The 8,039-nt window shown below is 72.5% G+C and carries 5 protein-coding genes and 1 pseudogene; 5 read left to right on the top strand and 1 reads right to left on the bottom strand.

Annotated features, from left to right (window positions below; genetic code table 11):
* Positions 1–53: 53 nt before the first annotated feature.
* A complete protein-coding gene (locus V6R91_RS32395) occupies positions 54–1,082 on the top strand; it encodes an agmatine deiminase family protein (protein WP_336398769.1) in 1,029 nt (342 codons plus the stop codon).
* Positions 1,046–2,767: pseudogene (locus V6R91_RS32400) on the top strand (amidase); the annotation flags it as partial. The gene V6R91_RS32395 and the pseudogene V6R91_RS32400, both read left to right, overlap by 37 nt.
* Positions 2,768–3,600: 833 nt before the next feature.
* Here the strand turns inward: V6R91_RS32400 and V6R91_RS32405 are convergent.
* On the bottom strand, positions 3,601–4,164 hold the full coding sequence (locus tag V6R91_RS32405; RefSeq protein WP_271060149.1) for a GNAT family N-acetyltransferase: 564 nt from the start codon (positions 4,162–4,164) through the stop codon (positions 3,601–3,603).
* Between the two features lie 94 nt (positions 4,165–4,258).
* On the opposite strand from V6R91_RS32405, the gene V6R91_RS32410 reads away from it, so the two are divergent.
* From V6R91_RS32410 to V6R91_RS32420, 3 genes are all read left to right on the top strand, one after another.
* Positions 4,259–5,143, top strand: coding sequence for a phosphoribosylaminoimidazolesuccinocarboxamide synthase (locus V6R91_RS32410; protein ID WP_336398770.1), 885 nt, complete (start codon positions 4,259–4,261; stop codon positions 5,141–5,143).
* Positions 5,144–5,280: 137 nt separating this feature from the next.
* On the top strand, positions 5,281–6,234 hold the full coding sequence (locus V6R91_RS32415) for an aldo/keto reductase (protein ID WP_336398771.1): 954 nt from the start codon (positions 5,281–5,283) through the stop codon (positions 6,232–6,234).
* 224 nt (positions 6,235–6,458) lie between these two features.
* Positions 6,459–7,805 carry a uracil-xanthine permease family protein gene (locus V6R91_RS32420; protein ID WP_336398772.1) on the top strand — a complete coding sequence of 449 codons (1,347 nt, stop codon included), beginning with the start codon at positions 6,459–6,461 and terminating at the stop codon, positions 7,803–7,805.
* Positions 7,806–8,039: the final 234 nt, after the last annotated feature.

Raw genomic sequence — 8,039 nt, forward strand, 5'->3', positions numbered from 1 at the left:
TTTCTGCGGGTAGCATTCTCGAACGACACCGAGCCGCGAAGGAGCGAGACGCCGTGACCTGGACGATGCCTGCGGAGACCGCGCCGCACGACCGCACCTGGATGACCTTCCCCCGGGAGGGGCAGACCCTCGGCGCCGGCGCGGCGGAGCGGGAGGCGGGCTACGCCGCCTGGACCGCCGTGGCGCACGCCGTCGCCGAGTTCGAGCCGGTCACGATGGTCGTCGACCCGACCGAGAGCGCTCGTGCGCGCCGCATGCTCGGCGCCGAGATCGAGATCGTCGAGCGGACGGTCGACGACTTCTGGATGCGGGACGCGGGCCCGACCTTCGTACACGACGCCGACGGGGCCGTCGCCGCCGTGGACTGGATCTTCAACGGCTGGGGCGGACAGGAGTGGACCGACTGGACGCACGACGCCGGGCTCGCGCGGTTCGTGGCGGAAAGGGCGGGAGTCCCGGTCGTGTCGTCGCTCCTGGTGAACGAGGGCGGCGGCATCCACGTCGACGGCGCCGGGACGGTGCTCGTCACCGAGACGGTGCAGCTCGATCCGGGCCGCAACCCGCTGGCCGACAGGGCGCGTGTCGAGGCGGAGCTGCGCCGGACGCTGGGCGTCACGAACGTCGTCTGGCTCTCCCGCGGCCTCACCCGGGACTACGACGCGTTCGGCACGCGCGGCCACGTCGACATCGTCGCCACTCTGCCCGAGCCGGGCCGGATCCTCCTCCACGCGCAGCGCGACCCGGCGCATCCGGATCACGCCGTGACGCGCACGCTGCGCGAGGAGCTCGTCGGCGCGCGAGACGCCGCCGGGCGACCCTTCGAGATCGTCGACGTCCCCGCGCCCGCCACCCTGCGCGACGACGAGGGATACGTCGACTGGAGCTACATCAACCACCTCGTCGTCAACGGCGGCGTCATCGCCTGCGCCTTCGGCGACGAGCGCGCGGATGCCGAGGCCCGTGAGATCCTGTCGGCCGCCTATCCCGGACGCCGCGTCGTGTCCGTCGACGCACGGGAGCTCTTCGCGCGTGGGGGCGGCGTGCACTGCATCACCCAGCACCAGCCGGCGGCGCGCTCGTGAACGTCGTCGAGGCGGGGATCGCCGAGCTGCGTGCGGCCCTGGAGTCGGGCCGGGTCACCAGCACGGCCCTCGTGGCCGCCTATCTGGAGCGGATCGCCCGGTACGACCGGCACGGCACCGCCCTCGGATCCGTGCCCGTGCTGAACCCGGAGATGTTCGCCGAGGCGCGCGCCTCCGACCGGCGGCGGCGGGAGGGGCGGGTCCGCGGCCCCCTCGACGGCATCCCCTACACGGCGAAGGACAGCTACGCCGTCGAGGGCCTGCCGGTCTCGGCGGGCTCCCCCGCCTTCGCGCGGCTGCGCGCCGGTCGCGACGCGTTCGCGATCTCGCGTCTCCGTGAGGCGGGGGCCGTGCTCATCGGCCTCACCACCATGCCCCCGATGGCGAACGGCGGCATGCAGCGCGGGCTGCACGGCCGGGCGGAGTCCCCGTACAACGCCGACTACCTGCCCGCGGCCTTCGGCTCCGGGTCGTCCAACGGCTCGGGCGTGGCCACGGCGGCCAGCTTCGCGGCGTTCGGGCTCGGGGAGGAGACCTGGTCGAGCGGCCGCGCCCCCGCGTCCAACAACGCGCTGTGCGCCTACACGCCGAGCCGCGGGGTGATCTCCGTGCGCGGGAACTGGCCCCTCGTGCCGACCATGGACGTCGTCGTGCCGCACACCCGCACGATGGCCGATCTGCTGGAGGTCCTGGACGTGATCGTCGCGGACGACGAGGACCCGCGCGGCGACCTGTGGCGCAGCCAGCCGTGGATCCCGATCCCGCCCGCGTCGTCCGTGCGCCCCGCCTCGTACCGCGCCTTGTCCGACGAGGCGTCGCTGGCCGGCGTGCGCCTGGGCGTCCCACGGATGTACATCAACGCCGATCCGGACGCGGGCACTGCACCCTCCCCCGGGATCGGCGGGCCGACCGGGCAGCGGATCGTCGCCAGGGACACCGTCATGGACCTGTGGCGAGACGCGCGCCGAGCGCTGGAGGCCGCGGGCGCCGAGGTGATCGAGGTCGACTTCCCGATGGTGTCGCGGTACGAGGGCGACCGACCGGGGATGCCCACGATCGCCACCAGGGGACTCGTCTCGCCGGAGTACCTGGCCCGGGAGATCCTGGACCTGTCCGCGTGGGCGTGGGACGACTTCCTCGCCGCCAACGGGGACCCCGCCTTCCCCGGTCTCGCCGGCGTGGACGGCGCACGGATCTTCCCGGCGCCGACCGGGGCGCTCCCCGACCGCTACGACGGCTTCGACGACGACATCGCCGACTATCCGGAGCAGGTGCGTCGCGAGCCGCGCGACAGCTTCCTCGAGATCCCGCACCTGGAGGACGGGATGCGCGGGCTGGAGGAGACCCGGCGCGTCGATCTGGAGCAGTGGATGGACGAGCGGGGTCTGGACGCCGTGGTGTTCCCGGCCGTCGCGGACGTGGGGCCGGCGGACATGGACGTGAACCCGGAGTCCGCCGATCTCGGCTGGCGCAACGGCGTGTGGGTGGCCAACGGCAACCTCGCGATCCGGCACCTGGGGGTCCCTACGGTGACCGTCCCCATGGGCACCACCGCCGACATCGGAATGCCCGTCGGCCTGACCTTCGCGGGCCGCGCCTATGACGACTCCGCGCTGCTGGCGCTGGCCGCCGCCTTCGAGCGCACCGGCGAGCGGCGCACCGCCCCGCCCCGCACCCCCGCCCTGGATCCCGTGCCGGCGCCGGCTACCCCGGCCCTGGCGGACGACGCCGAGCTGGACCTCGAGGTCGAGTGTGTTCCGGCCGACGAGGACCACGACGTGTTGCGCATCGCGGTCCGCACGGCGGAGACGGGACTGCATCTCACCGTCGACGGACGCGAGGTCGAGACGACCCGGGACGGCGACGTCCACCGGGTCGCGGTCGTGGTGTCGCGCGAGCAGCGCCGCCACAGCGAGTGGCAGCCGCCCTTCGGGCACCTCGTCGTGGCGGTCGCGGGCGGACACTCCGGCGCCTTCCGCGTCGTAGGCGGCGCCTGACCCCGCCCCCGCGGAGACCTCGCGCCCCTGCGGACGACGCACGTCCCCGCGGAGGACGCACATCCCTGCGGACGACGCACGTCCCTGCGGAGAGGACGCACGCTCCGGCGGACAACGCACGCCCCCGCGGACGTCTCGCGTCAGGCGGAGGACGCATGCCGCTACGGAGGATTCACACCCCAGCGGACGATGCACGTCCTCGCGGATATCGCACGCTCCCGCGGAGCAATGGCACTCATCCATCCGACGGAGCATGTGTTCTCCGCCCGAACCCACCACGGACACCCCCGTGGACGCACGCCCCGACGGAGAGCCGAGGCGCCCGCGGAGAACACACGCACCGACGGAGAACACACACTCGGAAGGATCGGGAGCACGATTCCCTCCGCCGGAGCGTGAGAACTCCGCGTTGACGGCGATCCAAGCGCGGGCGCGGAGCACAGATGGCGGAGCGCGGAGACGGGGCGCGGTCGGTGGAGCGCGGAGTGCGGGGAAGGGCGGTGCGGGCGCGGGAAGGGGCGTCAGGACAGGGCCGTGGCGAGCTGCGCGGGAGTCAGAGGACGATCCGCGTAGACGAGCCGCTGCACGAAGGGATCCGGATTGCCGACGTCCGGAGCACGGTGGACCAGGGTCAGGCCGACCTTCTCGGCCACCGCCGCCGAAGCGCGGTTGTGCTCGACGAGGAAGGCGATGACCGGCCGCTCCGGCGCGATCTCGGCGGCTCGGGCCAGGGCCGCGCGCGACAGCTCCGTGGCGTATCCGCGCCCGTGATGGTCGGCCGAGAGGCGGTAGCCGAGGTTCCACACGGCGGCCGCTGCGCCGTCGCCCGGACGGATCGTGCAGCCGCCGTTGCCGATGACGGCACCGGAATCCGGCAGACGGACGACCCAGGATCCGAGACCCGCATCGCGCCAGCTGCGCCGCCACGACTCCAGCAGGCGCGCGGTCTGCGCCCGGTCCGTGTGTCGCAGGCTCGGGAAGTGCGTCCACACGCGCTCATCCGCGTAGATGGCATGGACGGCGTCGAGATGCGACTCGTCCGGGGCGCTGAGGAGAAGTCGTTCGGTGCGGTGCTCGGCGTCCATCGTCCGGAACGATACGCCGCCCCACCGAGACACGGCTCCCAGGATCGCGTCGACCCGGTTCCGCCGCGGGCGGCGCGGCCGGGATAATGGCCAGGTGAGCCTCCCCACCACCGCCCTGCACCTGCCCGGCTGGCGTCATGTCTATTCCGGCAAGGTCCGCGACCTGTACGCGTCCGAGGATCCGGCCGACACCCGCATGCTGGTCGTCGCCTCCGACCGGGTGAGCGCCTTCGACGCCGTGCTCGAACCCGGCATCCCGCAGAAGGGGGCGCTGCTCACCCGCCTCAGCCGCTGGTGGTTCGACCGGCTGGCCGAGGGGGACGATCCGATCGCCCACCACCTCGCCGAGGGCGAGATCCCGGCCGCGGTCGCGGACCGCGCCATGCTCGCCCAGTCGCTGGAGATGCTCCCGATCGAATGCGTCGTGCGCGGCTACCTCACGGGGTCCGGCTGGGCCGAGTACCAGGCCGAGGGAGCGGTCTGCGGCATCCCGCTTCCGGAGGGCCTCGCCAACGGCGACCGCCTGCCCGAGCCCCTCTTCACCCCCGCGTACAAGGCGCCGCTCGGCGAGCACGACGAGAACATCACGTTCGCGCGGACCGAGGAGCTCGTCGGCGCCGAGCGGGCCGCGCAGCTCCGTGCCCTCTCGCTCGAGATCTACCGCCGCGCCGCCGCGATCGCCGAGTCCAAGGGGCTGATCCTCGCCGACACCAAGTTCGAGTTCGGGATCGACGCCGACGGCGTGCTCCGCCTGGCCGACGAGGTGCTGACCAGCGACTCCTCCCGGTACTGGGACCGCGAGTCCTGGGAGAACGGGACGACGCCCGAGGAGCGGATGGCGAGCTTCGACAAGCAGATCGTCCGCGACTGGCTGGCGGCGAACTGGGACAAGCAGGGCGAGCCCCCGGCCCTGCCCGAGCGCATCGTCACCGAGACCGCCGCCCGTTACGCCGAGCTCATCGACCGCCTCACCGCGTAGCCGCCCCGGCGTCGGGGCTCTCCGTCGGCCCGAGCGCCGTCCCGCCCCGCGACGACGAGGACGACGGCGCGGACCGGACCGGATCCGGTATCCGACATCGCGGAAATACTCCGCGACGCGCCCGAGTTGGGACGCATATGACCCGCATCGGATCCAGTGACCTCGACGTCCTCCCCCTCTCGCTCGGCGGCAACGTGTTCGGCTGGACCGCCGACCGCGACGCCTCCTTCGCCGTCCTCGACGCCTTCGCGGCAGGGGGCGGCGATTTCATCGACACCGCGGACTCCTACAGCGCGTGGGTCCTGGGGAACGAGGGCGGTGAGAGCGAGACGATCATCGGCGAATGGCTCGCGTCGCGCCGACCCGAAGGCGTGGTCGTGGCGACCAAGGTGAGCCAGCACCCGGCCTACAAGGGTCTCTCGGCGTCGAACGTGCGCCGCGCCGCCGAGGCGTCGCTGTCGCGGCTCGGCGTCGACACGATCGACCTGTACTACGCGCACTTCGACGACGAGTCGGTACCGCTGGAGGAGACGGTCGGCGCCTTCGGGCAGCTCGTCACCGACGGCCTCGTGCGCCACGTCGCCGTGTCCAACTACCGCGCCGACCGCATCCGGGAGTGGATCGACATCGCCCGCCGCACGGGCGCCGCGCTGCCGGTCGCCGTGCAGCCGCACTACAACCTCGTGCACCGCAACGAGGTCGAGGAGACGATCATCCCGGTCGCGGAGGAGTTCGGCCTCGGCCTCGTTCCGTACTACTCCCTCGCGAGCGGATTCCTCACCGGCAAGTACCGGTCGACGGATGCGGCGGGGCAGAGCTCCCCTCGCGCAGAGGGAGCGGCGAAGTACGCCACCCCGGCGGGACTGCGCATCATCGACTCCCTCGAGGAGATCGGATCCGCCCATGGCGCCTCGATCGCCGCGACCGCGCTCGCCTGGCTCCGCGCCCAGCCGACCGTCGTGGCGCCCCTCGCGAGCGCCTCGACGGTCGACCAGGTCCCGGACCTGCTCGCCGGCGCCCGCCTGGAGCTCACCGCCGAGGAGGTCGAGACGCTGAACGGCGTCTCCGCGTGGACTCCGGCGGGCCGCTGACCCGCGAGCGCCGGCGCGTATCGGGCGGGCGTCGTCCGACGCGCGCCACGGCGATCGGGTCGACCCGTGTCCCCGGCGAGACTCGAAGGATCCCGGCGGGGGCACGGCGTCGATTCCGGCCGTGCTCCCGTTCGATCGGCGCGAGCGAGAACCGGCTCCCCGCCGGGGATCGGTGCCACGGTAGGGTTTCCCCAGCCCTCCGCCCCTGATCCCGAGGAGTCCCCATGCCCCTGTGGACCCTGCACGGCAACGGCCGCACGGTCGAGCCCGGCGCCGTCGTCCGTCCCGAAGAGCGACTGAACTGGCCGGCGACCATCGCGATCGGCGTGCAGCACGTGGTGGCGATGTTCGGCGCGACGTTCCTCGTGCCGATCCTGACCGGGTTCCCCGTCCCGACGACGCTCCTGTTCAGCGGCCTCGGCACGATCCTGTTCCTCCTGGTGACGCGGAACAAGCTGCCCAGCTACCTGGGCTCGTCGTTCGCGTTCATCGCTCCGGTCACCGCCGCGACCGCCGCCAACGCCACCGGGCAGAGCGACGGGATCGGCGCGGCCCTGGCGGGCATCGTCGCCGTCGGCGTGCTGCTGACGATCATCGGCGTCGTCGTGCACACCGTCGGCGTGCGGTGGGTCGACCGGTTCCTGCCGCCCGTGCTCGCAGGCACCATCGTCGCCCTCATCGGGTTCAACCTCGCCGGTGCCGCCCACAACAACTTCGCGCAGTCGCCGGTCACGGCCACGTTCACGCTCGCGGTGACGATCCTCTTCGCCGTCCTGTTCCGCGGCTTCCTGGGACGGATCTCGATCTTCCTCGGCGTGATCGCCGGATACGTCTTCGCCGGGATCCGCGGCGAGCTGGACTTCGAGAAGGTCGCCGCGGCGCCGTGGGTCGGGCTCCCCACCTTCCATCTGCCGGACTTCGCCTCGCCGGGCACCTGGTCCGTGATGGCGATGTTCCTGCCCGTGGTCCTCGTCCTCATCGCGGAGAACGTCGGGCACGTGCGCGGCGTGGCCACCATGGTGGAGGATCCCACGATCAACCGCCAGACCGGCAAGGCGCTCATCGCGGACGGCCTGTCGACCACCGTCGCCGGGTTCTTCGGCGGCTCGGGCACGACGACCTACGGCGAGAACATCGGCGTCATGGCGTCGACGCGCGTGTACTCCACCGCGGCCTACTGGGTGGCGGGCATCGCGGCGATCCTGCTGAGCCTCTCGCCGAAGTTCGGGGCCGTCATCAACTCCGTGCCGCCGGGCGTGCTCGGCGGCATCACGACCGCCCTGTACGGCCTGATCGGGATCATCGGAGTGAAGATCTGGGTCGACAACCGGGTGGACTTCTCGCGGCCGGTGAACCAGTACACCGCAGCGGTCGGCCTGATCATCGCGGTCGGCGGGTTCATGATCAAGGACGAGGGATCCGGCTTCGAGCTGGGCGGCATCGTGATCGCCACGCTCGCGGCGATCGTGATCTACCACGGCGGGAACCTGATCGCGCGGCTGCGCAAGTCGGGCGCCGACGATCCGCGCCCGCTCGAGGCCGTCGGTCCCCTGGGCGGCGACCCCGCGTAACCCGCCCCGACGCCGGGTCACCGCGTTTCGTCTCGTCGCTGCGCTCCTCGCGGTCGGTCGTTGAGCGAGCGCAGCGAGACGAAACGCCCCCAGCCCAGGTCACCACGTTTCGTCTCGTCGCTGCGCTCCTCGCTCAACGACCGAAACGCGGCGACCCGGAGCCGAGCGGAGCGATGGCCTCGTCCGACGCGCCGGCATCGGGCCTGGCGGGAGCCGACCGAAGGACGGCGGGGG

The organism is Microbacterium sp. CCNWLW41 (assembly GCF_037083505.1).